The 23,971-nt window shown below is 51.8% G+C and carries 24 protein-coding genes, 1 pseudogene and 1 riboswitch; of the genes and pseudogenes, 22 read left to right on the top strand and 3 right to left on the bottom strand.

Annotated features, from left to right (window positions below; translation table 11 throughout):
- Positions 1-135 precede the first annotated feature (135 nt).
- The 18 genes and pseudogenes from nrdR to KXJ70_RS07890 all read left to right on the top strand — a co-directional run bounded on the left by nrdR (position 136) and on the right by KXJ70_RS07890 (position 17,135).
- Positions 136-609 (top strand): transcriptional regulator NrdR, encoded by a 474-nt coding sequence (nrdR, locus tag KXJ70_RS07970; RefSeq protein WP_219042880.1) that lies wholly within the window; start codon positions 136-138, stop codon positions 607-609.
- Positions 610-611: 2 nt separating this feature from the next.
- Positions 612-1,769 (top strand): bifunctional diaminohydroxyphosphoribosylaminopyrimidine deaminase/5-amino-6-(5-phosphoribosylamino)uracil reductase RibD, encoded by a 1,158-nt coding sequence (ribD, locus tag KXJ70_RS07965; protein WP_219042879.1) that lies wholly within the window; start codon positions 612-614, stop codon positions 1,767-1,769.
- The gene (locus KXJ70_RS07960; RefSeq protein ID WP_219042878.1) at positions 1,770-2,423 is read left to right on the top strand and encodes a riboflavin synthase; all 654 of its coding nucleotides are present in this window, start codon (positions 1,770-1,772) and stop codon (positions 2,421-2,423) included.
- A gap of 36 nt (positions 2,424-2,459) precedes the next feature.
- A complete protein-coding gene (gene ribBA / locus KXJ70_RS07955) occupies positions 2,460-3,587 on the top strand; it encodes a bifunctional 3,4-dihydroxy-2-butanone-4-phosphate synthase/GTP cyclohydrolase II (protein WP_219042877.1) in 1,128 nt (375 codons plus the stop codon).
- A 54-nt stretch (positions 3,588-3,641) separates the two neighbouring features.
- Complete coding sequence (gene ribH / locus KXJ70_RS07950) at positions 3,642-4,103, top strand: 6,7-dimethyl-8-ribityllumazine synthase (RefSeq protein WP_219042876.1); 462 nt, start codon at positions 3,642-3,644, stop codon at positions 4,101-4,103.
- A 104-nt stretch (positions 4,104-4,207) separates the two neighbouring features.
- A complete protein-coding gene (gene nusB / locus KXJ70_RS07945; RefSeq protein ID WP_219042875.1) occupies positions 4,208-4,711 on the top strand; it encodes a transcription antitermination factor NusB in 504 nt (167 codons plus the stop codon).
- 18 nt (positions 4,712-4,729) lie between these two features.
- Positions 4,730-5,698: a thiamine-phosphate kinase gene (gene thiL, locus KXJ70_RS07940; protein WP_219042874.1), complete on the top strand. Its 969-nt coding sequence runs from the start codon at positions 4,730-4,732 to the stop codon at positions 5,696-5,698.
- An 18-nt stretch (positions 5,699-5,716) separates the two neighbouring features.
- Entirely contained in the window at positions 5,717-6,193 is a 477-nt protein-coding gene (locus KXJ70_RS07935) for a phosphatidylglycerophosphatase A family protein (protein ID WP_219042873.1), read from the top strand.
- A 37-nt stretch (positions 6,194-6,230) separates the two neighbouring features.
- Positions 6,231-7,427 carry a formate-dependent phosphoribosylglycinamide formyltransferase gene (purT, locus tag KXJ70_RS07930; protein WP_219042872.1) on the top strand — a complete coding sequence of 399 codons (1,197 nt, stop codon included), beginning with the start codon at positions 6,231-6,233 and terminating at the stop codon, positions 7,425-7,427.
- 90 nt (positions 7,428-7,517) lie between these two features.
- Positions 7,518-7,627: riboswitch (TPP riboswitch) on the top strand.
- Between the two features lie 111 nt (positions 7,628-7,738).
- A complete protein-coding gene (gene thiC / locus KXJ70_RS07925; protein WP_219042871.1) occupies positions 7,739-9,637 on the top strand; it encodes a phosphomethylpyrimidine synthase ThiC in 1,899 nt (632 codons plus the stop codon).
- 184 nt (positions 9,638-9,821) lie between these two features.
- Positions 9,822-10,886: a glycine oxidase ThiO gene (thiO, locus tag KXJ70_RS07920; protein WP_219042870.1), complete on the top strand. Its 1,065-nt coding sequence runs from the start codon at positions 9,822-9,824 to the stop codon at positions 10,884-10,886.
- 168 nt (positions 10,887-11,054) lie between these two features.
- Entirely contained in the window at positions 11,055-11,270 is a 216-nt protein-coding gene (gene thiS, locus KXJ70_RS07915; protein ID WP_255558222.1) for a sulfur carrier protein ThiS, read from the top strand.
- 96 nt (positions 11,271-11,366) lie between these two features.
- Positions 11,367-12,182 (top strand): thiazole synthase, encoded by an 816-nt coding sequence (locus tag KXJ70_RS07910; RefSeq protein ID WP_255558221.1) that lies wholly within the window; start codon positions 11,367-11,369, stop codon positions 12,180-12,182.
- Positions 12,183-12,293: 111 nt separating this feature from the next.
- On the top strand, positions 12,294-12,932 hold the full coding sequence (locus tag KXJ70_RS07905) for a glutathione S-transferase family protein (RefSeq protein ID WP_219042869.1): 639 nt from the start codon (positions 12,294-12,296) through the stop codon (positions 12,930-12,932).
- A 166-nt stretch (positions 12,933-13,098) separates the two neighbouring features.
- A complete protein-coding gene (locus KXJ70_RS07900; RefSeq protein ID WP_255558220.1) occupies positions 13,099-13,929 on the top strand; it encodes a TIGR03619 family F420-dependent LLM class oxidoreductase in 831 nt (276 codons plus the stop codon).
- A 514-nt stretch (positions 13,930-14,443) separates the two neighbouring features.
- Positions 14,444-15,559: pseudogene (locus KXJ70_RS19640) on the top strand (monovalent cation:proton antiporter-2 (CPA2) family protein); the annotation flags it as partial.
- On the top strand, positions 15,551-16,240 hold the full coding sequence (locus tag KXJ70_RS19635) for an NAD-binding protein (RefSeq protein ID WP_439655076.1): 690 nt from the start codon (positions 15,551-15,553) through the stop codon (positions 16,238-16,240). The pseudogene KXJ70_RS19640 and the gene KXJ70_RS19635, both read left to right, overlap by 9 nt.
- A 130-nt stretch (positions 16,241-16,370) precedes the next feature.
- Positions 16,371-17,135 carry a sulfite exporter TauE/SafE family protein gene (locus KXJ70_RS07890; protein ID WP_219042866.1) on the top strand — a complete coding sequence of 255 codons (765 nt, stop codon included), beginning with the start codon at positions 16,371-16,373 and terminating at the stop codon, positions 17,133-17,135.
- Between the two features lie 7 nt (positions 17,136-17,142).
- On the opposite strand, the gene KXJ70_RS07885 is transcribed toward KXJ70_RS07890, so the two are convergent.
- Positions 17,143-17,547 (bottom strand): PaaI family thioesterase, encoded by a 405-nt coding sequence (locus KXJ70_RS07885; RefSeq protein WP_219042865.1) that lies wholly within the window; start codon positions 17,545-17,547, stop codon positions 17,143-17,145.
- 233 nt (positions 17,548-17,780) lie between these two features.
- Here KXJ70_RS07885 and KXJ70_RS07880 point away from each other — a divergent pair, with 233 nt between their 5' ends.
- From KXJ70_RS07880 to ribA, 4 genes are all read left to right on the top strand, one after another.
- Positions 17,781-18,386, top strand: a complete 606-nt coding sequence (locus tag KXJ70_RS07880) for a hypothetical protein (RefSeq protein WP_219042864.1) — start codon at positions 17,781-17,783, stop codon at positions 18,384-18,386.
- A 114-nt stretch (positions 18,387-18,500) separates the two neighbouring features.
- Positions 18,501-19,982, top strand: coding sequence for a bifunctional hydroxymethylpyrimidine kinase/phosphomethylpyrimidine kinase (gene thiD / locus KXJ70_RS07875; protein WP_219042863.1), 1,482 nt, complete (start codon positions 18,501-18,503; stop codon positions 19,980-19,982).
- Positions 19,982-20,623 (top strand): retropepsin-like aspartic protease family protein, encoded by a 642-nt coding sequence (locus KXJ70_RS07870; RefSeq protein WP_255558348.1) that lies wholly within the window; start codon positions 19,982-19,984, stop codon positions 20,621-20,623. Before thiD ends, KXJ70_RS07870 begins: the two co-directional genes overlap by 1 nt.
- Positions 20,624-20,700: 77 nt before the next feature.
- Entirely contained in the window at positions 20,701-21,297 is a 597-nt protein-coding gene (ribA, locus tag KXJ70_RS07865) for a GTP cyclohydrolase II (protein ID WP_255558219.1), read from the top strand.
- 75 nt (positions 21,298-21,372) lie between these two features.
- On the opposite strand, the gene KXJ70_RS07860 is transcribed toward ribA, so the two are convergent.
- On the bottom strand, positions 21,373-21,723 hold the full coding sequence (locus KXJ70_RS07860; RefSeq protein ID WP_219042860.1) for a DUF2200 domain-containing protein: 351 nt from the start codon (positions 21,721-21,723) through the stop codon (positions 21,373-21,375).
- Positions 21,724-22,033: 310 nt separating this feature from the next.
- Positions 22,034-23,962, bottom strand: a complete 1,929-nt coding sequence (dxs, locus tag KXJ70_RS07855) for a 1-deoxy-D-xylulose-5-phosphate synthase (RefSeq protein WP_219042859.1) — start codon at positions 23,960-23,962, stop codon at positions 22,034-22,036.
- Positions 23,963-23,971 lie beyond the last annotated feature (9 nt).

Raw genomic sequence — 23,971 nt, 5'->3', positions numbered from 1 at the left:
GCTGGACGGGAGACGGGAAACGCTAAGATCACGGCGCGATAAGCGCCGCAAACGCTTTGCGTCTACCGTCTCCCATCAAGCGTCTCCCGCTATATGCTAGACTTCAGCAATATCTCCAGCCCTTGAGGCATATTCATGCGCTGCCCGTTTTGCAATTTTGACGATACCAAAGTAATCGATTCGCGCTTAGTGGCGGAAGGCGGACAGGTTCGCCGTCGTCGCGAGTGCCTTTCTTGTTCGGAACGGTTTACCACCTACGAAAGTGCTGAGCTATTGATGCCAAAAATCATCAAAACTGACGGCTCACGAGAGCCTTTTGACGAAGCCAAATTGCGCTCGGGGGTGTTAAAAGCACTAGAAAAGCGGCCGGTCAGTGTTGAGCATATCGAAGCTGAGATTAGCGGCATTAAGCGTCGCTTGCAGGCGACCGGTGAGCGCGAGATCGACAGTCGCGACGTGGGGGAGCAGGTTATGGAAGCCCTGAAGGCCTTAGATCACGTTGCGTATGTGCGATTTGCCTCTGTATATCGAAGCTTCCAGGACTTGGATGAATTCCGGGCTGAAATTGACCGCCTGTCGGCAGAACCCCGCTCTGGATTTAACGAGTAGTTATGAGCTTTAGCGATGTCGACCTGCGGATGATGGCTGAGGCGCTGCGTTTAGCTGAGCGCGGTCGCTATTCAACGAGTCCAAATCCCCGCGTTGGCTGTGTTATTTGTCGCGACGGTCAGCTGATATCGCAGGGCTGGCATCAGCGAGCCGGCGAAGGTCATGCCGAGGTGAACGCCTTGGCGCAATTGAGTGACGCTAAGGGCGCTACCGCTTACGTCACGCTGGAACCCTGCAGTCATCAAGGTCGAACGCCGCCCTGCGCGGATACACTTATTAATGCCGGAGTGAGCCGCGTTGTCGTGGCGATGGAAGACCCCAACCCCTTAGTCGCCGGCCGAGGAATTACCCGTCTGCGAGAGGCGGGTATTCATGTTGATGTGGGTTTAATGGCCGTGCAGGCCGAAGCGCTAAACCCTGGTTTTATGCGTCGCATGCGCGGTGGCCTGCCGTGGCTGCGTTTAAAGTCGGCCAGTAGTATCGATGGTAGAACCGCTATGGCATCCGGTGAAAGCCAGTGGATTACCGGCCCTGAGGCCAGAGTCGATGTGCAGAAATTGCGGGCCCAAAGCTGCGCGATTTTGAGCGGTGTAGAAACTATTCTGCACGACGACGCCGCGCTGACGGTTAGGGCAGACAGTTTTTCAATAGAGGATGTGTCGGCCCAGGCACTTGACGGTCAATGGCGTCAGCCACTTCGTGTGATTGTCGACTCTTCGCTGCGCACGCCGCCAACAGCTAAGTTGTTGGCTGGCGGTGGCGAGGTGTTAATCGCAACGCGAGTGACGGACATTGCCAAGCACAAAGCGCTAATGGCGGCGGGTGCTAAGATTGTAGTCATTGAGGATGATGGCGGCGGCAAGGTCAGCTTGCCCGCATTGATGCGTTACTTGGCGGATCGCGGTTGTAATGAAGTATTACTTGAGGCCGGGGCGGTGTTAGCTGGCGCTGCACTTCGCGCGGGCTTGGTGGATGATTGGTTTGTGTATATGGCCCCGTGTTTAATGGGGAGTAGTGGCCGGCCATTGGTCGACTGGCCGATGACCGCGATGCAAGAGCAACAGGCTGTTGATATCATTGATATCCGCGCGGTGGGTAAAGATTGGCGTATTCAATGCCGCGTACCAAAAGCCCAGCACAATGGCTTGGAGCAGGCGTAAATGTTCACCGGTATTGTAGAGACGCAAGGTAGTATCGCCGCGATTGAAAAGCGCGGTGGTGATATGCGTCTACGGATTAGCTGCGCTAGCCTGCCAATGACCGATGTGAAATTGGGCGACAGTATCGCGAGCAACGGCGTGTGTTTGACCGTGGTTGCTATCGAAAGCGATGGTTTTTGGGCGGACGTCTCTAATGAGACACTCTCACTCAGTACCTTTGCAAAGGCTGTTGTTGGTCAATCTTTAAATTTAGAGCGCGCAATGTTGGTGGGTAGCCGTTTTGACGGACACATCGTCAGTGGGCATATCGACGGTGTGGGACGGGTGGCAGCTTGCCACAAAGACGCCCGTTCACTTCGCTTAAGTATTCAGGCGCCAAGTGAGTTGGCCCGCTATATTGCGAGCAAGGGCTCGATTTGTGTAGATGGTGTTAGCCTGACAGTTAACCGAGTTGAGGCTAGCAGTTTTGAATTAAATATTGTGCCGCACACCGCGACCGAAACGATCATTCAAAACTACGGTGTCGGTACGGAAGTTAATTTGGAAGTCGATATGGTGGCGCGATATCTTGAGCGCTTACTGCAGGCGGATAAGCCTGCGGGACTTTCTATGGCCACTTTGGCCGACAATGGATTTATAAAGACGCGGAAATAGTCGCCGCCAATCGTCTCGACGAGCTAGGACAGTATTATGGCAATGAGCAAAATAGAAGATCTAATTCAGGATATCCGCCTGGGTAAGATGGTTATTTTAATGGACGACGAAGATCGCGAAAATGAAGGTGATCTCGTGATGGCGGCGGAATGCGTGCGTCCACAAGATATTAACTTCATGGCTAAATATGGCCGCGGACTAATTTGTATGCCGATGACCCGCGAGCGCTGCAAACAGCTAGCTCTGCCGCTCATGGTAGACCGCAACGCCTCAGGCTTTGGCACCAAGTTTACCCTGTCGATTGAAGCGACCAAGGGCGTGACAACAGGGATCTCTGCCGCTGACCGAGCCCATACTGTAAGAACCGCTGCGGCGCGTAATGCGGTGGCAGCCGATATCGTTCAGCCCGGCCATATTTTTCCGCTGATGTCTGAGCCGGGTGGGGTGTTGAGCCGCGCCGGTCATACCGAAGCTGCCTGCGATTTATCGCGGTTAGCGGGGTTTGAGGCAACTGGCGTGATTTGCGAAATTATGAATGAAGACGGCACCATGGCGCGCCGCGCCGATTTGGAAATCTTCGCTGCTGAACACGATTTAAAAATGGGCACCATTGCCGATCTGATTCACTATCAGGTGTTGAATGAGCAAACCATTGATAAAATTAGCAGCGCGACCATTTCCACCGACTTTGGCGATTTTGTTCTGCATGCCTATAAAGATTCTGTGGCCGGTGAAATCCATTTCGCGGTACAGAAGGGCGACATTAGTTCTGACACGCCGACCTTAGCGCGTGTACACCTAGGTTCGTCAGTTCGCGACCTTTTGCAAACCCAGCCACCGGGTTCAACCACCGGTTGGAATATGCACCGCAGCTTAGAAACAATCGCTGCCCACGGTGGCGTGGTGGTGCTACTGGCCAACCGCGAAACACCTGAGTCGATTCTGGCGGAGCTGGGAATCGCACAGGGCACTAAATCGCCTTTGCAGGGAGATAGTGTGCAGTATCAAACGACCTACTTTAATGTTGGTTTGGGCTCGCAGATCCTCCGTGATGTTGGCGTTGGAAAAATTCGTTTGATGGGCGCGCCGGTAAAATATAATGCGATCTCGGGTTTCGATCTGGAAGTGGTGGAATTTGTTAGCCCAGATAATATAAGTGCTTAATGACGGTATACATCACGTGAGTGAAGTAGCTGCAAAATGGAAAGGAAAGTAGATATGAAAACCATCGAAGGTAATTTCGTCGCGGTAGCTGGAAAGTTTGCGATCGTGGTTGGTCGCTGGAATAGCTTTGTTGTTGAAAGTTTATTAGAAGGTGCCTTAGACACACTGCGTCGTCACGGTGTTGCAGATGACAATATTACTATTGTTCGTGCACCGGGCGCCTTTGAGATTCCGCTGGTTTGCCAAAAGGTTGCGGACAGTAAAAATTACGATGCCATTATTGCGCTTGGCGCTGTCATTCGCGGCGGTACCCCGCATTTTGAATATGTCGCGGGCGAGTGCGTAAAAGGCTTGGCACAGGTGACAATGCAATATGGCGTGCCGGTGGCGTTTGGTGTGCTGACCGTCGATACCATTGAGCAGGCAGTAGAGCGCGCCGGCACCAAGGCTGGAAATAAAGGCGAAGAGGCGGCGATGTCAGCCATTGAAATGGTTAGCCTCCTCAAGCAGTTGTAATTGTTTTAAAACATTGAGCGTGTGCTCAGCATTGTTTCGTGCAGCCTTCACGCGCTTGCACGGTTTTTTATTTGTGGTTTTAACCACTAGCATGAGAATATTTTGTGGCTAATCGTCTTGAGAACCCATCCCGTAATCAGTTGGCGGCAGACCGACGCAAAGCGCGTCATTATGCTATGCAGGCATTGTATCAATGGCATATGGCTGGTCAGGCCTTAAATGAAATCGAAGCCCAGTTTCAAACTGACTACGACATGACCCATGTAGACAAAGAGTTTTTCCACGACCTTGTGCATAATATTCCTGCACAGCTAACAGCATTGCATGGTCTGTTCGAAAAGCATTTAGATCGAAAATTAACAGACTTGGATCCTATTGAGTTGTGCTTGTTGCGCATGGGTTCCTATGAGCTTCTGCGTCGTATTGATGTGCCCTATAAAGTCGCCATCAATGAAACTATTAATTTGGGTAAGCGTTTTGGCGCCACCGATGGTTACCGCTATCTAAATGGCGTGCTAGACCGGGTTGCGGTGGAGTGTCGCGCGGTTGAAGTGGCTGCAGAAAAGGGCAAGACCGCTAAGCCTAGCGCGCCGAAAAACGCAGAATAATCTGCGACGAACAACCTTATGCCGGCATCTGAATTCGATATAATTCACCGTTATTTTCGCGAAGGTGCCGGACAAATTTCCGGCGCTAACGCAAACGCAATTCGCTGTGGTATTGGCGATGATTGTGCAGTGCTAGCCATTCCCGCCGGTGAAGAGCTGCTGCTTTCGGTCGACACCTTAGTTGAAACGGTTCATTTTCCAAAGAGCTATGCTCCCGCCTTGCTCGCGCGACGAGCACTTGCTGTGTGTGTGAGCGATTTGGCTGCCAGTGGAGCGACTCCACTAGCGTTTACCTTGGCGCTAACACTGCCAGAGGTTGACGAAGTTTGGCTGGCGGAATTTTCTGCAGCATTGGCAGAGGCCGCCAGTGAATATGCGGTGGTTTTGGTAGGTGGCGATACCACCCGTGGGCCACTGTGCATGAGTTTTCAAGTAATGGGTTCGGCGCCTTCTGGGCAAGCATTATTGCGAAATGGCGCGCAGCTTGGCGATATTGTTTTTGTGTCGGGCAACCTGGGTGATGCCAACGCGGCCTTGGCCTTTTTAGATACGCAGTCCTCTGACTTACAGCCTCACCAGCGCGAGCTTCTAAGGCGCTATCACACTCCTGCACCGCGTTTAGCACTAGGGCAAAAACTGCGAAATCTCGCTACTGCAGCCATCGATGTTTCAGATGGCCTCGTTGCAGACTTAAGCCATATTTTAAAAGCGAGCGGTGTTGCGGCTGTACTGCGGCTGCAAGATCTGCCACTGTCAGCGGCGCTGATAAAACACGGTGGCGCGATTGATTCTGCACTCAGTGGCGGCGATGATTATGAGTTGTGCTTTACCGTGCCGGCATCGCGCCGTGCGGACGTTGAGGTCTTAAGTGCGAGCTTGAATTTGGCGCTTACCGAAGTTGGTTATATCGAGGCTGGCAGTGGTTTGCGTTGCTATGACGCGCAACAAAATTTGTATTCACCTCGCGGTGGCTACCAACATTTTTAAAACTGGCTTACATAAAATATGGCAACAAAAATTCCAGTGACATTATTAAAAAATCCCGTGCACTTACTTTCTGTCGGATTTGGCAGCGGTTTAGCGACAAAGGCACCGGGAACCTTCGGTACGCTTGCGGCGCTGCCATTTTGGTATGTGTTGCAATTTTTATCGCCGGCAAATTATATCATTGTATTAATTTTAGCGTTCGCAGCAGGCGTATATTTTTGTGGCGAAACAGCAAAAGCATTAGGTGTTCACGATCACGGCGGCATCGTTTGGGATGAGTTTGTCGGCTTGTGGATTGCTTTATTTTTAGTCCCTGTGAATATATTTTGGATAGCCCTCGGTTTCGCGCTATTTCGTTTATTTGATATTTGGAAGCCTTGGCCGATCCGGGTTTTGGACGCAAAAGTCCACGGCGGTTTTGGGATTATGATTGACGATGTACTCGCCGGTGTTTATGCATTTTTAGTATTGCAGCTGTGCTTTGTTTTGAGCTGATAAACTCGATAGCGAGTGAAATTTCACGAGGAATATTATGGTCACTTTAGGAACTCCGTTTAGTAATAGTGCCTGCAAGGTATTACTTTGTGGCGCAGGCGAGCTTGGCAAGGAAGTCGCTATTGAACTACAGCGTCTAGGTGTGGAAGTGATCGCCTGCGATCGCTATGAAAATGCACCGGCGATGCAGGTTGCCGATCGCAGTTACACGTTTTCGATGTTAGACGGTGCCGAGCTACGCCGCATTATAGAGTTAGAAAAACCAGATTATATCGTGCCGGAAATTGAAGCGATCGCCACCGATACCCTCGTTGAACTAGAGCGTGAAGGGTTTAACGTGGTGCCCACCGCCCGCGCTGCGCAGCTCACCATGAACCGCGAAGGCATCCGTCGCCTGGTGGCAGAAAAGCTGGAATTACCCACCTCTAGCTATCGCTTTGCAGATAGCAAAGACGAATTCGACGCCGCTATCGCCGAGATTGGTTTGCCCTGTGTAGTGAAACCCATTATGAGTTCGTCGGGTAAGGGGCAAAGTTTAGTAAGACGATTGACGGAAGTTGACGCCGCCTGGAGCTATGCGCAGGAAGGTGGGCGAGCAGGCGCTGGCCGGGTTATCGTCGAAGGCTTTGTTGATTTTGACTACGAAATTACCCTGTTAACAATTCGTCATCGCGGTGGCAGCGAAGATACCGCGACAAGCTATTGCGCGCCCATCGGCCACTTGCAAAAAGACGGCGATTATCAGGAGTCGTGGCAGCCACAGCCGATGTCTGAAAAAGCACTGCAGCGTTCACAAGACATCGCTAAGCAGGTAACCACAGCCCTCGGTGGCTGGGGTTTATTTGGTGTTGAACTATTTGTAAAAGGCGACGACGTTATATTCAGTGAAGTGTCGCCGCGGCCTCATGACACTGGCTTAGTGACGCTTATCTCCCAAGATCTATCCGAATTTGCCCTGCACGCTCGCGCCATTCTCGGCTTGCCGATTCCCAATATTCAGCAATGTGGTCCCTCTGCTTCGGCGGTAATATTGGTCGAGGGTGAATCCAAGCGCGTGTCGTTTGGCAATCTCGAATACGCTTTAGAGGTGCCAGATACCCAGCTGCGTTTATTCGGTAAACCGGAGGTGAGTGGTAAGCGTCGCATGGGGGTAGGTTTAGCCCGCGGTGCAGATATTGAAGAGGCCCGTGCGAAGGCGCTCGCGGTGGCGGGGGCGGTGATAGTGACTTTATAAGTAGCGACTTTATAAATTAGGTTTTTATATTTTTGGCGAAATCAATACGCGTACTGGCTTGTTATTCGTATTTTTAGCGTCTACACTTCTTAACTCTTGTCGGGGTGCCCGCGCGTAAGCGCATAGGCTGAGATCGTTTTTCGAATCCCGTATTACCTGATCTGGATAATGCCAGCGTAGGAAACAAGATCTTCTCTGCAGGGCTTTCCCTGCGTCGTGGTAATCCTAGAGCCGATCTAATCCCTATTTGGCGTTATCGTTCAACGCTATTGCTTAACGATGCGCGCGTTTTGGCAAAAAGGGGAAAGAATATGAGTTCATCTGAATATCCATTATTGCGCGATACCGCCAAAGTTGATGCTGCTTCGGTAGAGCCCTTACCGGGTTCCTCAAAAATTTATATGCAGGGAAGTCGCGCCGACATTCAGGTGCCGATGCGCGAAATTAAGCTTACCTCAACCCCGGTACAAGCCGCCGATGGCAGCACGCGCCTGGAGCCAAATCCGCCAGTGCGAGTTTACGATACCTCTGGTGCCTACACTGACCCCAAAGCAAATATCGATATTCGCAAAGGTCTCGCGCCCATTCGTGATCAGTGGATTCTCGACCGCCAGGATACCGAATTGCTCGTTGGCGACAGCTCAGAATACAGCCGCAAGCGGGCGGCAGATTTGAATCTTCAGCAGCTGCGTTTCGACCTCAAGCGCAAACCTCGCCGCGCGCTGGCGGGCAAGAATGTGAGTCAAATGTATTACGCCCGCCGCGGTATTGTTACGCCGGAAATGGAATACATTGCTATCCGTGAAAATATGGCTTTGGTTGCGGCGCGTGAAGCGGGCGAGCAGCCGGGGGAGCTGGGTTATCAGCATCCCGGCAATGCTTTTGGTGCTAGTATTCCCAAAGAAATCACGCCGGAATTTGTACGCGATGAAGTGGCCCGTGGCCGCGCTATTATTCCCGCTAATATCAACCACCCTGAATTAGAGCCGATGATTATTGGCCGTAATTTTCTAGTGAAAGTGAACGGCAATATTGGCAACTCGGCCCTGGGTTCTTCTATCGAAGAAGAAGTTGCTAAATTGACGTGGGGTATTCGCTGGGGTGCGGACACCATGATGGATTTGTCCACCGGCAAGAATATTCACGAAACCCGCGAGTGGATCGTACGCAACTCGCCCGTGCCGGTTGGCACCGTGCCGATCTATCAGGCCCTTGAAAAAGTGGATGGCGTTGCCGAAGATTTAACGTGGGAAATTTTCCGCGACACTTTAATTGAGCAAGCTGAGCAGGGTGTGGATTATTTCACGATCCATGCCGGTGTCTTGTTGCGCTACGTGCCGCTGACCGCGAAGCGGGTGACCGGCATAGTATCTCGCGGTGGCTCGATTATGGCGAAGTGGTGCTTGTCACATCACAAAGAAAATTTTCTTTATACCCATTTCGATGATATCTGCGAAATTATGAAGGCTTACGATGTGTCATTTTCCCTGGGGGATGGTCTGCGTCCGGGCTCGGTAGCCGATGCCAATGACGAAGCGCAGTTTGGTGAGTTGCGCACCCTGGGTGAATTGACCAAGCGCGCCTGGGAGCACGACGTGCAGGTGATGATCGAAGGGCCGGGCCATGTGCCCATGCAAATGATCCATGAAAATATGACCGAGCAGTTAAAGCATTGCGACGAAGCGCCGTTCTACACGCTTGGGCCACTTACGACAGATATTGCGCCGGGCTACGATCACATTACCTCTGGTATTGGTGCGGCCCAGATCGGCTGGTACGGCTGTGCGATGCTCTGCTATGTCACCCCCAAAGAACACTTGGGTTTGCCCAATAAAGACGATGTCAAAACCGGCATCATCACCTACAAGATCGCCGCGCACGCAGCAGATTTAGCCAAAGGTCATCCGGGGTCTCAGCTGCGAGACAATGCCTTGAGTAAAGCGCGTTTTGAATTCCGCTGGGAAGATCAATTTAATCTCGGCTTAGACCCGGACACAGCGCGTTCATATCACGATGAAACCCTGCCCAAAGAGTCTGCCAAGGTCGCGCATTTCTGTTCCATGTGCGGACCAAAATTCTGCTCAATGAAAATTACTCAGGACGTGCGTGATTACGCCGCCAAACTTGAAGCAGATGATTTGGAATTAGAAATGCAGAAAAAGTCCGCAGAGTTTAAAGAGTTGGGAAGTGAGATATATCAGAAGGTTTGATGGGAGATGCTGGACGGGAGACGAGAGATGCAAAAAGGGAGCGCGCTACAGTGAGAAGGCTTTCTCGGGAGACGGGAGAGGCTAGACGCAGAACGCTAATTCGAAAGGCATTCGCTTCGCTCATTGGTGCGCGTCAGCGTTGGTGCTGTCTTAGCGTCTTACGTCTCCCGTCCAGCATCAAGCGATGAAAATAGGTATCGCCGGCGCTGGCTTGCTTGGTCGCTTGCTCGCGTGGAATTTGCTGCAGCGTGGCCACCAGGTAACCCTATTCGAGCGCGGTAGTCGCGCCGCTGAGCTCAGTGCGGCTATAGTCGCGGCGTCGATGTTGGCGCCCTATAGTGAAGTCGTTAGTTCTGAGCGCTGTGTCTTTGATTGGGGGCGAATGGCCTTGACGTGGTGGCCCGAGGAACTGGCTGCCCTAGAGGAAATAACTGGGCAGCACGTTGATTTTGGCAACAAGGGCAGCGTGGTGGTGGCGCATAAATTAGATGAATCTAGCTTAAACCATTTTGAGCAACAGCTGCGCGGCAAGGTACAAGACTGCGACGAATTTATTGAGCGGATTGATCGGCGCCGATTAGCCGAGTTAGAGCCAGAGTTAGCAGAGCGATACCACGGCGGATTGTTTTTGGCGGAAGAGGCATATCTCGACAACGAAGCCTTGCTCATTTCCTTGGAAACAGCGATTAGCAAGCTCGGTGGCAAGTGGCGGGAGTTTAGCGAAGTGCAGAGCGTTGATGCTGGGAAGATCCGCTTGGCAAACGAAGACTATTCCTTTGATTGGGCTATCGATAGCCGAGGCATGGGCGCGAAAGTACAGCTGCCAGCTTTGCGTGGTGTTCGCGGTGAAGTGCTGTGGGTTCACGCACCGGAAGTAAATCTGCAACGCCCCATTCGTCTCATGCACCCGCGCTATAAATTATATATCTCCCCGCGCGCCGGAAATCGCTATGTGATTGGCGCGACGGAAATTGAAAGCGAATCGATGAAGCCGGTGACGGTGCGCTCAAGCCTTGAACTCATGTCGGCGCTGTATAGCGTACACAGTGGTTTTGCCGAGGCGACCGTACTGCACGCCTACGCTCACTGTCGACCGGCGATGCCAGATAATTTGCCAGAAATAAAATGTGCGGATGGCTTGCTGGTGGTGAATGGACTTTATCGGCACGGCTATTTACTCAGCCCTCATGTGCTTGAGTCGGCCTTGGCGATGCTGAGGAAGTCGGGAGTCGGCCAGCGATATGCCTGACGGGAGATGCAAAGGCTACTGACATCGGTGGTTCTGCGTTTACCGTCTCCTATCAAGCGTTCAGCTCGATAGTTAGGGGATACGATGCCGTCTGATGTGGGAGTTTACGACTAATTTTACTTCGGGCGTCTGTCTTCCGACGTCCGACCAGTGATGCAGAGTACTAACATGACCGGATTAATAATTACCGTCAGTGTAAATAATGAAAGCAAAGAGTGCTCCTTAGATCAGCCCCTAGCTCAGTTACTAACGATCTGGGGTTTTGAAGCGGGGAAGGTCGCAATCGCAGTGAATCAAAACTTTGTGCCGCGTTCGCAGTATAAAAGTTGCTGTTTGGAACATGGCGACAAAGTGGATGTGCTCGCGCCGGTACAGGGAGGGTGATGATGCGATGTCGGATGTCCGAAGTCAGGCGTCTGACGATAAGTACGGTTTTCACATTAGACATTAGACTTCCGGCCAATAACGTAGAGTTTCAAAATGAAGATACCAGCAACAGACACTATGCCCCCCGATACTTGGACCCTTTACGGCCAAACATTCAATAGCCGACTGTTAATAGGTAGTGCGCTATATCCATCGCCTGCCATTATGCGCGATGCAATCACCGAGTCCGGTGCGGAAATTGTTACCGTGTCTCTGCGCCGCCAGTCGCCGGAGCAGGGTGGTGGCGAATCATTCTGGCGCCAGCTCAAAGAGTTAAAGAAAACCATGCTGCCAAATACCGCTGGCTGCCATAGCGTCAAAGAAGCGGTGACCTTAGCGCAGATGTCGCGGGAATTATTTGAAACAGACTGGCTAAAACTGGAAGTTGTCGGCGATGATTACAATCTACAGCCCGATCCCCTTGCTACGGTCGCGGCTGCTGCGCAATTAATTAAACTTGGTTTTAAGGTGTTCCCCTACTGCACCGATGATCTAGTGATTTGCCAGCGACTGCGAGATGTCGGTTGCCAGGTTTTAATGCCTTGGGGCTCGCCCATCGGCACCGGACGCGGTTTGATGAACCCTTATAATTTGCAGGCTATTCGTGATCGTATTCCTGAGCTGCCATTAATTGTGGATGCCGGCATTGGCAAACCATCTCACGCGGTACAAGCCTTAGAGCTGGGTTACGACGGGATACTGTTAAATACTGCGATTGCGCAGGCGGGTAATCCGGTTTTGATGGCAAGCGCATTTAAGCGCGCGATTGAGGCCGGTCGTCAAGCTGCTCTAGCGGGAGCGATGCCAGAGCGCCAAACGGCATCGCCGTCGACGCCGACCTTAGGGATGCCGTTTTGGCATCAGCAGTGAAACGGCGATCCTAAATCTGAACAGGGGCTATCTGCGTAAACATCTTTGCGCGCAGCCCGCATATCTTGGCGTGGCTTAGACTAAAAATACATAACAATAGCAGAGGATCTTATGCTCAAAATTCATCATCTAGGTATGTCCCGTTCAGATCGCAGCATCTGGTTGGCCGAAGAATTGGGTTTGCAATATGAGTTGGTGACCCATACTCGCAATGCGGAAACGTTTCGTTCACCGCAGTCGCTATGGGATGTCAGCCCGATGGGTAAGGCGCCTGTGATTGAAGACAAGGGCCAGACAATTCCTGAATCCGGTGCGATTGTTGAGTATCTTCTGGAAAACTATGGTGAGGGGCGCTTAAGGCCAGCGAAAGGTACGCCAGCCTATATTGATTATTTACACTGGATGCATGCCGCGGAGTCGACATTGATGACGCCGATATTTATTAATATGTTGAGTGTGATGACGGCGAGTGATGCGCCGGGTTTGAAGGCCTTTTGCGACGGCGAGTTTATAACCGTGTTCACTTATATGAATAATATTCTCGGCGAGCGGGATTATATTGCCGGGGACTTTTCCGGAGCCGATATTATGGTCGCGTTTCCTTTGATGATGTTGGAATCACCCTTATTTGCGCAAGCCGGCGACGAGACCGGTAAGGCGTTTTTGCCTTATCCAGCTATTCAGGCTTACTTAAATCGCCTGCGCGCGCGGCCAGCGTGGTCAAAAGCTGAGGCGATTTTTAAGGCGTGATGTTGTTGCTTACTCCTGTTTTGCCTGACTCGACCATCTTGGGGCTTGCTGAGGGAGCTACTCCCTCATCAAAGTGAAGTATGTCGGCTGATATGGCAGTGAACTACACTCTTACAAAATAATGAAAATAGTAAGAGGCGATAATATGCATCTCGGCTTTAGTTCCATGAACACTGTCAACGATCAAGAACCGGCACAACTCGCGAAAATATTGGAGGACGCCGGTTTTGAGTCCCTGTGGTATGGCGAGCACAGTCATATTCCACGCTGTAGAACAACAGCTTACCCGCCGGGCGGTGAGTTACCCGAGCCGTACAAGGAAATGATGGACCCTTATATTTCGCTGATGGCGGCGGCGTCGTCGACCACGCGATTAAAGCTGGGAACCGGCATTGCGCTACTGATGGAGCGTGAGCTATTTTCTCAGGCTAAAACTATTGCCACACTGGATCGGCTATCTGGTGGCCGAGTTATTATTGGCACTGGGGTGGGCTGGAATCAGGAAGAGTTTGAGAATGTAACAAGCCTGCCTTGGCAGCGCCGCTATTTGGCGATGAAAGAAACCGTGGCGGCAACGAGAGCCTTGTTTAAGGACGAGGCGCCAGAGTATCACGGTGAATTCATTGATTTTGACCCGGTGTGGTTTGAGCCAAAACCCCTGCACATTCCAAAGATGATATTTGGCGCGATGGGGCCGCTGGGAGTGCGTCACACTGCACAGTGGGCAGACGGCTGGATGCCGGTGGATGTGGTATTACCGGATGTCGGTGCCGCTATTAAAGATTTTCGCAAACAGGTAAGTGACTTTGGCCGCGACCCAGACTCGGTAGAGGTTACCTTGGTGGTGATGGGCGAGATAACGCCTGATTTGCTCAAGCGCTACCGAGACTGCGGTGTGACTCGCTGTAATATTGGTGTCGGCATGCAAAATTGGAATAAGCCTGAGATCGTCATGCCCATGATTGAGCAATACTCCAAAATCATTGCGCAGTTATAAGCGGCATCGTGCTTTGTAAAAAGCAAAGGCATGCGCTTGGGTTTCGTCGGACGTCGACGGTCGGATGTCTGCCGTTAAACGCATTCGCCTTGCTCATCTGGACGCTCGGTCGTGGCCGAGTATGACGGTGATTCGGTCACCGCTAGGTCGACGGGATAACTTTCCAGCCCTCTAATCGTCATCCTCGACCCCGATCGAGGATCCATAGACCGCGGGCCTTAAGCCGCATAGTGCTTTATAAAAACCAAAGGCATTCGCTTTGGTTGCGTCGGACGTCGGATGTCTGCAGTTAAAAGCATTCGCCTTGTTCACTTGGATACTCGGTCGCGACTGAGATTGAATATGCGCGAGGAGGAAATACAATCTCTTGCCATCGTTAGCATTTTCTTTATATACGTTGATAAAACCGTAAGCAAATGAAATTAGGCGCCGTGAAAGCGTCCCATTTATCATGAAGGCAGTTATCATGGAGCACTGAATATGGATCTCACTTCATTGCCGCCAGGAGACGTGCATGCCACATGAAAGCAGCCTTTTACAGGCAACAGTCGTTTTATTATTGGCGGCGGTATTTGTTGTGCCGTTGGCGAAGCGTTTACAACTGGGCGCGGTATTAGGGTATTTAATTGCGGGCGTAGTGATTGGGCCCGCAGCGTTGCAGCTCATACATAATCCCGAAAACGTCGCGCACTTTTCTGAATTCGGCGTGGTATTGCTGTTGTTTATCATTGGTCTAGAGTTGTCACCGCGCCGACTGTGGCTAATGCGCAAGGCGGTATTCGGTGTCGGCTTGACGCAGGTTGCGTTGAGCGGGATGGTAATTGGCGGTGTCGCTTATCTCGGCTTTTCGCAGTCGTGGCAGACCAGTGTGGTACTGGGCTTAGGCTTGGCGCTGTCGTCCACCGCCTTCGGTTTGCAAATCCTCGCCGAGCGCAAGCAGTTAAACAGCTCCCATGGGCGCATGGCATTCGCGATATTGTTATTTCAAGATATTGCCGCCATTCCCTTGATAGCTTTGGTGCCATTTCTGAGCGGCAGTGCTGGTACTGATGACGCCAGTGCGGGCTCGGTACTGCGTATTTTTCTGAGCATTGGGGCGGTGGTAGTGGGTGGCCGCTACTTGCTGCGGCCGATATTCCGCATGGTGGCGAAGACAGGCCTGCAGGAAGTATCGACGGCCACCGCGCTGCTTGTCGTGGTGGGTACAGCTTGGTTAATGGATGCGGTGGGTGTCTCGATGGCGCTGGGCGCTTTCCTCGCCGGATTGCTGTTAGCCGATTCGGAGTACCGCCATGAATTGGAGTCGCAGATAGAGCCGTTTAAAGGCTTACTGCTGGGGCTTTTCTTTATCAGTGTGGGTATGACTGCCGACATCCAATTGCTGGCGACAATGCCGTTGACGGTGCTGGGCTTAACGGTTTTGCTTATGGTAATAAAGCTGCCAATACTCGCCTTGGTCGGCAATGTGCTGGGCGGTTTGGATCGTCGCAGTGCACTGCGTTTAGGTGTAGTTCTAGCGGCGGGAGGTGAGTTTGCCTTTGTGGTGTTTCAAATCGCGAAAGATCATCAGCTGTTAGACGTGACATTACATAGCACGCTAATCCTTGCCATTACTTTGTCGATGGCACTAACGCCTCTGCTGATTATGTTACTGGTAAAGATGCACAAGCCAGTGCCGGTCAGCAAGGACGTGCCACCGGAATATGAACAGATCGAGAGCGACGAGCCAAGGGTGGTGATTATCGGCATGGGTCGGATGGGACAAATTGTTGCCCGTATTTTGCGGGCGCAGCGGGTACCGTTTGTGGCCTTAGACTTGTCGGTTGATACCATTGAGTTGTCCCGCAGTATCGACAGCATGCCGGTATATTATGGCGACCCGATGCGACCAGAAATATTGCGCGCGGTTGACGCGGACAAGGCCGAGTACTTTGTACTAACCGCCGACGACCCGGAGACAAATATTAAGATTACCGAGTTGGTTAGCCGCCTGTATCCGCATATCAAATTTATCGCCCGTGCCCGCAGTCGATTTCATGTCCATCGCTTATTGGAGTTGGGCGCAAGGCCAATTCGCGAAACCTTTCACTCGAGCTTGGAGATTAGCCGCGAGACCTTGATAGGTCTTGGCTTGAGCCCCGAGCGTGCAGAGGCTCGTATACAGCGCTTCCAGAGTCACGACGAAGCGTTGCTGGCCGAGCAGCACAAGGTGTTCAACGATCGCGATGCGCTCATTCAAAGTGCGCGCGAAGCCCACGATGAGCTGCAGGCATTATTTGATGCCGATGTGATTGAAGAGCGCGGCGTTTGAGTTCGTTGCACTACTAACAGTAGTTTACTGGCCTATGTAAGGCTCGCGTAAACTCGATATGTCATAGCGCGCGTGAATATCATGCGCGGCGCGTTGTGGCTAAAAATGTATAAATAGGATTGGTGTACCGGTGATCATAGACCCATTTTTTTATCTTTGTGCCGTGCCGGCAATTCTGATCTTTGGTATGGCAAAGGGCGGTTTTGGCGGCGGCATTGCGGTGGTATCGGTGCCGTTAATGAGCTTGGCTATTTCGCCGATACAGGCTGCAGCGATCTTGCTGCCAATTCTATTGGTGATGGATGCGGTTGCGCTCTGGAGTTTTCGTGGGCAGTGGGACCGGCCAAATATAAAAATCCTACTACCCGGCGCAGTGATCGGTATTGTGTTGGGTAGCATCGGTTTTCGCTATTTATCAGAAGACATGATCCGCATTCTCATTGGCGTGATCGCGGTTTTATTTTGTTTGAATTACTGGTTTAAACCAAGTTCGGCGAAGGCGCAGGGGGTAAGTATTATTCGTGGTGGATTTTGGGGCGCAGTTGCGGGGTTTACCAGTTTTGGTATTCACGCGGGCGGCCCGCCGGTGAATATGTATCTGTTGCCGCAGCGACTAGAGAAGTCCTTGTTGATGGGCACAATGGCGATTTTTTTCGCGGTAGTGAATGTGATAAAACTCATTCCCTACAGCCTGCAAGGTAGCTTCGATCACACTAACTTACTCACTGCCGCGGTGTTAATGCCGGTGGCGCCAGTCGGTGTTCGGCTGGGCTTTTACTTATTGCATAAAGTTAGCGAAAAAACGATTTATCGAATTTGCTACTTTTTCCTTTTTATTGTCGGTATCAAGCTATTGTTCGACGGCGGTCAAGGCGCTTGGTCGACGTATTTTTAAACGTAATTTAGCTCTTTGGAATGGCATAAGTTCCCACCGCGTGAGCAACCATTCTGTCGTCACCCTCTGAGTACAAAGACACTTCGCCGATCACCAGTTGGCGGCCCACTTTAATAAGTTTACATTCGCCGATAATATCTTTGTCGGCGCTGGGCTTGCGTAAAAAATTAATATTTAGGCTTGTGGTAACTGCCAGCGCAACAATGCCAATTTCGCCGAGAATTGCAGCGTATAGCCCGACGTCAGCGGTGGTCATCAATGTTGGGCCTGAGACAGTGCCACCAGGTCGCAGGGCTCGCTCGTCAACGCGATAGCGCACCGTGGCAGATTGCGGGCCAATGGCATCTACTGAACAGGGACTCTGGGGAAACTCACGCGCAAGGAAGGCGCTGATTTCGTCAATGTTAGTCATTCTAGAATTCCTTAGAGTCAGCGGCAGTAGATTTTTGAGGGCTATTTCGAGTGGTGGTAATTATAATACAGCTGTTTTTGTTATCCCGCTTTTATTGACCTAACCGATGCGGTCAGCGAGTATTCGCAAGCTCAAAAATGAGTGTAACCGCACGGTAGGGTATTTAAACATATACGGCCATTACGTCATTCTTAACCGATTATAAGAATGCATAACACAGGGAGGTGGCCACAATGCCACGTAGTTTTTTCAATAAGGTATTGCTCATTTGGGCTTTATTCTGTACTCAGACGCAAGCTCAAGACACACTAGCGGAAGAAGACTATTCGGCTCGTGCAATTGTCACTGCTGGTTTTACCAGTGGAGGTGACACACTAGTCGACGTGGAGTTTGAGGGTGGTGATGACGACCAGATTAAGGCAGGCGGCGCATTCCTGTTTGGGTTTGGCGTTGAGTTTTTAGCTGCTGACCGTCGCTCTGCTGTGCAATTAAGCGCTAATTATCATTTCGATAGTATCGACGCAGAAAATGGCGAGGCGAGTTTTGAGCGCTATCCATTAGAGGCCATTCTCTTTGGCGTACGCGAACGTCATCGCTTTGGCGCGGGGCTGACGGTACATCTTTCGCCAACCGCGATGGTGAAAATGGATGGAGCTGGGCGAGACTCTATCAATTTTGATCCCGCTGCCGGATTGATTCTGGAGTATGACTATCTAGTCATGGATCATTTGTGGCTGGGCACCCGCTTTACACTGATCAACTACAAGAAAGAGAGTCATTTTGGTTCGGTGTCGTTTGACGGTAACCACATTGGCTTGATGACCCACTTTCGATTCTAATACGCCATCGCAAGCGTATTGTCAGTCTTAAACAATTCATTGCGAAAGGCGATAATGCGCCTTTGCTAGCCTCCGCTATACTGATCATAGCGGAGACCGATATTTAGAGGATTTATGGCAAGTCGTAAAAAGCCGATCGCGTGGACTATTGCCGGTTCAGATTCCGGCGGTGGTGCTGGTATCCAAGCCGATCTAGCCACCTTTCATGATTTTGGTGTACATGGCTGCACAGTCATTACCGCCATTACTGCGCAAAATAGTTTTGCCGTTGGCCATGTCTCGGTGACGCCGAGGCGTACTTTGGCGGCGCAAATAAATGCCCTCGACAGTGACCTGCAGGCTGATGTCATCAAGCTAGGCATGCTTGCCTCAGAAGATGTGGTTACGATGGTGAGCAAGTATCTAGAGAGTTTCCCAGGATTTGTCGTTTGCGACCCCGTGATGGTGTCGAGCTCGGGTGGCGAGTTGATGCCTAGCGGCATCTGTGACCTACTGATCGAGAAATTATTGCCCCGCGCAGATTTACTAACGCCGAATTTGAGCGAGGCAGAAGCCTTTCTTAATCGCAGCATTGATGGTCTTGACGATGTCGAGCGAGCAGCTGCAGATATCGTTGCGCTGGGTGCGCGGTCGGTACTGATAACCGGCGGTCATCTCAGTGCGCGCAATAATGAGCGCCACGATTATTGGACCGACGGTGAACAGGGCTTTTGGCTTAGCGGCCCCAATATCGATACCCTAAATACCCACGGCACTGGTTGTAGTCTTTCCTCCGCGATTGCGGCGGTGGTGGCGCGGGGATATTCACTGCCAGATGCCTTAGTGATTGCCAAGGCCTATGTCAGCCAAGGGCTGCGTATGTCGGTACAGCTTGGCAGTGGCCCCGGGCCGGTTGCCCACATGGGTTGGCCGCAACATGTAATTGATTTCCCCAGCTTAAACCGTCGTCTACCGGAACGTGGCTCGCGCACGAAATTTGCTTCCTGTGACGGAGAGTTAGGGCTTTATCCGGTGGTAGACAGCGCCGCTTGGATAGCTCGTTTATTGGCCTGTGGCGTAAAGACTATCCAACTGCGAACTAAAGATTTATCGGGCGATGCCCTGCAGCAAGAGATTCGCGAGGCTGTTGCCATTGGTAAAAAGTTTAATGCGCGGGTTTTCATCAATGATTACTGGCAGCTCGCGATAAGCGAGGGCGCCTACGGTGTTCATCTGGGGCAGGAAGATTTAGATACCGCCGACATTGCCGCCATTGCGGAGGCCGGATTGCGCTTGGGGGTGAGTACCCACACCTATTACGAAGTAGCAAGGGCGCATAGTTTGCGGCCAAGCTATATTGCCATCGGTCCAGTATACGCTACCACCAGTAAGCAAATGCCTTGGATTCCCCAGGGCCTGCCACAGCTGCGACGCTGGGTTGGCATGTTGTCTGCCGATTACACCTTAACCGCCATCGGCGGTATTGATAGCAAGCGCGCTAAAGACGTTCTGGCAACGGGGGTGGGTAGCGTTGCCATGATCAGTGCCATTACCCAGGCTGACGACCCAGAGGCCGTTGTCGCAGAATTAATGGCACTTCACGAGGCTGGTGCGTGATGGTAAGAACTATCAGTGTGGTGCTTGCTGTCTTGGCTAGCGCCCTCGCGGTCGCGGCGCCGGCCCAGATTGTGGTGCGAGGCTTGTTTCAACAGGCTGCGCTATTGGAAATCGACGGGCGTCAGCAATTGCTGCGCGCGGGGCAGCGAGACTCTTCCGGCATACTATTGGTGTCGGCCACCCCCCGCGAGGCCGTGGTAGACATCGAGGGACGGCGAAAGACACTTACGCTGAGCAAACATATTGGCGCGAAGTACAGCGAGCCCTCGTCAAGCTCAGTGTCATTGCTCAAAAATAGTAATAAAGAATACAGGACTCGCGTCAGCATTAATGGCCAGAGCGCCGATGCGCTTGTGGATACCGGCGCCACCTCGGTCGCCATGAGTTCGAGTCAGGCAGATCAGCTGGGTATTTTTTACCGCGATGGTGTTCCGACCTCTGTCGCCACAGCAGGGGGTATTAAGCCGGCCTTTGGGATAATGTTAAGCCGCGTTGAAGTGGGTGATATCAAGACACAGCAGGTCGCTGCGGTGATTATCGAAGGCGATTACCCGCATATTATTTTGCTTGGAATGAGCTTTTTAGAGCATATCGATCTGCAGGAGCGGGACAATATCTTAGTCCTAACCCCCCGTTATTAGAGATCTCGCCAATGATTATTCCCTCAGTGGTCGCCTCGCGGTCGTCGTGCTGGTAAAATGCGCGACCGGATTTGCTCATGGAGATACCCGTGGCAGTTAGCTTTATAGAATCCTCTAAGCTTCCCACCCCTTGGGGGGTGTTTGATATTCATGGTTTTCAGGACACCGACAACGGCAAAGAGCACGTTGTTTTAAGCCTTGGCGACATCAGCGATGGTGAGCCTGTTTTGGCGCGGGTACATTCTGAGTGCCTTACTGGCGACGCGCTGTTCAGCATGCGTTGTGACTGTGGCTCGCAACTGCGTGCAGCCTTAGAAAAAATTGCTGAAGAAGGGCGCGGTGCGCTGTTCTATTTGCGCCAAGAAGGTCGTGGCATCGGTCTGCTGAATAAAATTCGCGCCTATAAACTGCAAGATGCCGGCGCCGATACCGTCGAAGCCAACGAGCAATTAGGCTTTGGTGCGGACATGCGTGACTACAGTTTACTGGCGGTGATGTGCGAGCATTTGAACATAACTAAAGTGCGCTTGATGACCAATAACCCGCGCAAAGTGAATGCCCTTACCGATCAAGGTGTCGAGGTCGTAGAGCGCCTGCCTTTGCAAACCGGACAAAACCCCCACAATGCAAAATATTTGGCGACTAAGTCTGGCAAGCTCGGGCATTTGTTTTAGCCATTTTGATGGGCAGATTAATAGGGAGTATTCATGCGTTTTATTAATCTGTCGTTTTAAAATCAGTAATTAATTTTACTGACGCAGAATTTTCTCCATTGCTTTTCCTTTTGCCAGCTCATCAACTAACTTGTCTAAGTAGCGAATTTTTTGCATCAACGGATCTTCAACGTCCTCTACTCGGACTCCGCATACCACCCCTTTGATAAGCGATGTGTTGGCGTGTAACTTCGGTGCTTGTGCAAAGAATGTCTCTACATCGTTCTTCTGTGCTAGTTGCTGCTGCAAGCCGGCCTCGTCGTAGCCAGTTAACCAGTAAATTATTTCGTTAACCTCCGCTTTACTGCGATTTTTGCGTTCTGCTTTATTGAGATACATCGGATAAAGGTTGGCAAATGACATGGTGAAGATTCGATGTTTAGACATTGTGCATCTCCTGGAATATGGAGGTAGTGATCGCTGCCCTGAACAGCCAGTGTTAGGATTGGTTTAGGTTTCTTAATTAAGTGTAAAGGTAACGACTGCCGGTTTGCGGGGGATTTTCCCATCGTAAAAAGTATTCGCACTATAAAAGTAGGGAATAAAATTATTATTTATTTTGTTTCTATGAGCGCTAGCTGCATGGCGCCTACTATTTATATTTGCTAAATATTCATTGAGCGAAGCTTATGTCTCTCCGCTTTAATCTGGCCGCTAGTGCCGCTCGCGGATACTTTAGCAGGCGGTGCTGTTCAGATTAATGCTGTGCTGTGGCGCTAAGGCTGGCATCTAGCTCTGGAATGGAGGCGCTGCGACGGCGAATGCTGTCGATAATACCGTTGCTATCCAGGCCAATGTCACTCAGCAATTGCGGGTGCTTGCCGTGGTCGATAAATTGATCTGGTAGGCCTAGTTGCAATACCGGCATAAAGCGTCCTTGCTGGTTCAGGTACTCGCACACGGCACTGCCCGCGCCACCGGCGATCACGTTTTCTTCTAGTGTGACCAGCAGGGTGTGGCTGTCAGCCAGCGAATCAATCAGCGCGGTGTCTAGCGGTTTAACAAAACGCATATCGGCCACCGTGGCGCCGATGTCGTCAGCGGCGCTCAGCGCCGATGACAGCAGGGTGCCAAAACTCAGAATAGCGATTTGTGTGCCTTCGCGAACCAGTCTGCCTTTGCCAATCTCCAGCGGGGTCATATTCGTTTCAATGCTTACACCGGGGCCAGTGCCGCGGGGATAGCGAATGGCCGCTGGGCCGGGGTATACATAGCCGGTATGAAGCATTTGCCGTGTTTCGTTTTCGTCGGCGGGCGCCATCACAACCATATTGGGTATGCAGCGCAAAAAGCTCAGATCAAAGGCGCCGGCGTGGGTGGGGCCGTCTTCGCCGACTAAGCCCGCGCGGTCGATGCCAAAGGTAACGTCTAAATTTTGCAGCGCAATATCGTGAATGAGCTGGTCGTAGGCGCGCTGTAAAAATGTGGAGTAAATTGCGACAACGGGCTTGAGACCATCGCAGGCCATACCGGCGGCGAGGGTTAGCGCGTGCTGTTCGGCAATGGCGACATCGTAGAAGCGCTCGGCAAAGCGTTCAGAGTATTCCAGCATGCCAGAGCCTTCGCACATAGCTGGGGTGATGGCGACTAGCTCGGGGCTTAATTCTGCTTGATCGCAGAGCCAGCTACCAAAAATATCCTGATACTTTGGCAGCTTGGCTTTTGCCACAGGAATCTGGCCATTTTTAGGCTTGGGCTCAATTTTAGAAATGGCGTGAAAGCCCACCGGGTCTTCTTCCGCGGGGGTAAATCCTTTGCCCTTTTTGGTCATGATGTGCAGCATTTGTGGGCCGGGTAGCTCGCGCAAATTGCGCAGGGTTGGCACCAAAATGTTGAGATCGTGACCGTCGATCGGGCCGATATAATTAAAGCCCAGTTCTTCAAAGAGGGTCGCTGGCGACACCATGCCCTTCATATACTCTTCGAGTCTAGCGGCAATATCGGTTGCCGAACGCGGGAACTTCTTGAGAACGGACTTGCCGCCACTGCGAATTTGATTGTAGGTTTTAGACGCCCACATTTTTGAGAAATAAGTATTCAGACCGCCGGTATTTTTGGATATCGACATTTGATTGTCGTTCAGCACCACCAGCATATTGGCGCCGGTGTGACTGGCGTGGGTAATGGCTTCAAAGGCCATGCCAGCGGTCATGGCGCCGTCGCCAATAACGGCGACGGTGTGGCGGTCTAGTTTCTGTTGTCTAGCGGCAATTGCCATGCCTAGTGCGGCACTTATGCTGGTGCTGGAGTGCCCTACGCCAAAGGTATCGTAGGGGCTTTCTTCACGCTTGGGAAAGCCCGCTAGCCCGCCAGCTTGACGCATGCCGCCCATGAGTTCGCGGCGGCCAGTTAAAATTTTATGGGGGTAGCATTGGTGGCCAACATCCCAGACCAAACGGTCATCAGGCGTGTTGTAAATATAGTGTAGGGCAATGGTGAGTTCGACGACGCCCAAGCCAGCGCCGAAGTGGCCTCCCGTTTGGCCGACGGTATAGAGCAGGTATTCCCTTAGTTGCAGGGCCAGCGCGCCGAGATCGTGTTCATCCAGGCGGCGAAGATCGGCTGGAGAGTCGATCGTGTCCAGCAGTGGAGTAGCTGGCCTTGTGAAGGGGATTTCCTGAAACATCAAGCGTAG

The organism is Zhongshania aquimaris (assembly GCF_019312595.1).
Classification (GTDB): domain Bacteria; phylum Pseudomonadota; class Gammaproteobacteria; order Pseudomonadales; family Spongiibacteraceae; genus Spongiibacter; species Spongiibacter aquimaris.
Note: the sequence above shows the minus strand (reverse complement) of the source record. Positions and strands in the feature narration are given on the sequence as shown.

Excerpts from the sequence above, each read along its gene's own strand:
- thiD (WP_219042863.1), top strand. The coding sequence starts at position 18,501 with ATGGCAAGTCGTAAAAAGCCGATCGCGTGGACTATTGCCGGTTCAGAT.
- KXJ70_RS07880 (WP_219042864.1), top strand. The coding sequence starts at position 17,781 with ATGCCACGTAGTTTTTTCAATAAGGTATTGCTCATTTGGGCTTTATTC.
- purT (WP_219042872.1), top strand. The coding sequence starts at position 6,231 with ATGGTCACTTTAGGAACTCCGTTTAGTAATAGTGCCTGCAAGGTATTA.
- KXJ70_RS07900 (WP_255558220.1), top strand. The coding sequence starts at position 13,099 with ATGAACACTGTCAACGATCAAGAACCGGCACAACTCGCGAAAATATTG.
- KXJ70_RS07870 (WP_255558348.1), top strand. The coding sequence starts at position 19,982 with ATGGTAAGAACTATCAGTGTGGTGCTTGCTGTCTTGGCTAGCGCCCTC.
- ribH (WP_219042876.1), top strand. The coding sequence starts at position 3,642 with ATGAAAACCATCGAAGGTAATTTCGTCGCGGTAGCTGGAAAGTTTGCG.
- ribA (WP_255558219.1), top strand. The coding sequence starts at position 20,701 with ATGGAGATACCCGTGGCAGTTAGCTTTATAGAATCCTCTAAGCTTCCC.
- dxs (WP_219042859.1), bottom strand. The coding sequence starts at position 23,962 with ATGTTTCAGGAAATCCCCTTCACAAGGCCAGCTACTCCACTGCTGGAC.
- thiO (WP_219042870.1), top strand. The coding sequence starts at position 9,822 with ATGAAAATAGGTATCGCCGGCGCTGGCTTGCTTGGTCGCTTGCTCGCG.
- nrdR (WP_219042880.1), top strand. The coding sequence starts at position 136 with ATGCGCTGCCCGTTTTGCAATTTTGACGATACCAAAGTAATCGATTCG.
- thiS (WP_255558222.1), top strand. The coding sequence starts at position 11,055 with ATGACCGGATTAATAATTACCGTCAGTGTAAATAATGAAAGCAAAGAG.
- KXJ70_RS07960 (WP_219042878.1), top strand. The coding sequence starts at position 1,770 with ATGTTCACCGGTATTGTAGAGACGCAAGGTAGTATCGCCGCGATTGAA.
- KXJ70_RS19635 (WP_439655076.1), top strand. The coding sequence starts at position 15,551 with ATGGCACTAACGCCTCTGCTGATTATGTTACTGGTAAAGATGCACAAG.
- KXJ70_RS07885 (WP_219042865.1), bottom strand. The coding sequence starts at position 17,547 with ATGACTAACATTGACGAAATCAGCGCCTTCCTTGCGCGTGAGTTTCCC.
- KXJ70_RS07935 (WP_219042873.1), top strand. The coding sequence starts at position 5,717 with ATGGCAACAAAAATTCCAGTGACATTATTAAAAAATCCCGTGCACTTA.
- ribBA (WP_219042877.1), top strand. The coding sequence starts at position 2,460 with ATGGCAATGAGCAAAATAGAAGATCTAATTCAGGATATCCGCCTGGGT.
- thiC (WP_219042871.1), top strand. The coding sequence starts at position 7,739 with ATGAGTTCATCTGAATATCCATTATTGCGCGATACCGCCAAAGTTGAT.
- ribD (WP_219042879.1), top strand. The coding sequence starts at position 612 with ATGAGCTTTAGCGATGTCGACCTGCGGATGATGGCTGAGGCGCTGCGT.
- thiL (WP_219042874.1), top strand. The coding sequence starts at position 4,730 with ATGCCGGCATCTGAATTCGATATAATTCACCGTTATTTTCGCGAAGGT.
- KXJ70_RS07905 (WP_219042869.1), top strand. The coding sequence starts at position 12,294 with ATGCTCAAAATTCATCATCTAGGTATGTCCCGTTCAGATCGCAGCATC.
- KXJ70_RS07860 (WP_219042860.1), bottom strand. The coding sequence starts at position 21,723 with ATGTCTAAACATCGAATCTTCACCATGTCATTTGCCAACCTTTATCCG.
- KXJ70_RS07910 (WP_255558221.1), top strand. The coding sequence starts at position 11,367 with ATGAAGATACCAGCAACAGACACTATGCCCCCCGATACTTGGACCCTT.